Here is a 629-nt window from a genome sequence, read left to right as displayed (position 1 = left end):
GGATCATCACCGATGATCACCACCCGACCGGTGAAACCCTGCCGCCGCGCGGCCCGAGCCGCCGACAACCCCGCCAGCGAAGCACCAACAATGACCAGCGACTCCATCAACAACCCCTTCCGGGCCTCAGGATGCGAACACAGAAAAACGGCAACGGGAGTCGGGAGATCCTCATCCGTGGATGGGCGCGTATTACGCAACCCGCGTCGTAATGTGATTATTAGCGTGACGCGCGTCACGAACCGCTGTCAAGTTGGGGAGCGTTTTTTTCGCACCCCCTGATCCCCTCGGTTTCGGTCGGCGCCGCCGACCCGCCATTCCTTGACACCCCTCGCCGAGAGCCGGACAATGTTGCGAATTACGACATAGGTTGCGCACCGCGAGCCCATTTCCTGGAGCTCGTGTCGCTTCTTCCCAGAACCCACCGAAAGAACCGTTCTGATGCACAAGGCCTGCGCCCTGACCGATCTCGCCCCCGGTGACGCCATCCGGCTCGACACCTCTCCCCCGATCGCGGTGTTCCACACCGAGGAGGGCGAACTGTTCGCCATCGACGACACCTGCACCCACCAGGACGCCTCCCTGGCCGACGGCTGGGTCGAGGGCTGCGAGGTGGAGTGCCCGCTGCA

Annotated in this window: 1 protein-coding gene; it reads left to right on the top strand. The window is 63.6% G+C overall.

Translation table 11 applies throughout. The features are described from left to right. Nucleotides 1-441: 441 nt before the first annotated feature. On the top strand, nucleotides 442-629 hold a 188-nt coding region (locus M3185_RS16955), incomplete at its 3' end, for a Rieske 2Fe-2S domain-containing protein (RefSeq protein ID WP_251334844.1).

Origin of the sequence: Kocuria rosea, from assembly GCF_023715525.1 — a bacterium.
Classification (GTDB): Bacteria; Actinomycetota; Actinomycetes; order Actinomycetales; family Micrococcaceae; genus Kocuria; species Kocuria rosea_A.
The sequence above is the reverse complement of the archived record's forward strand: the minus strand, read 5'-3'. Positions and strand labels throughout refer to the sequence as shown.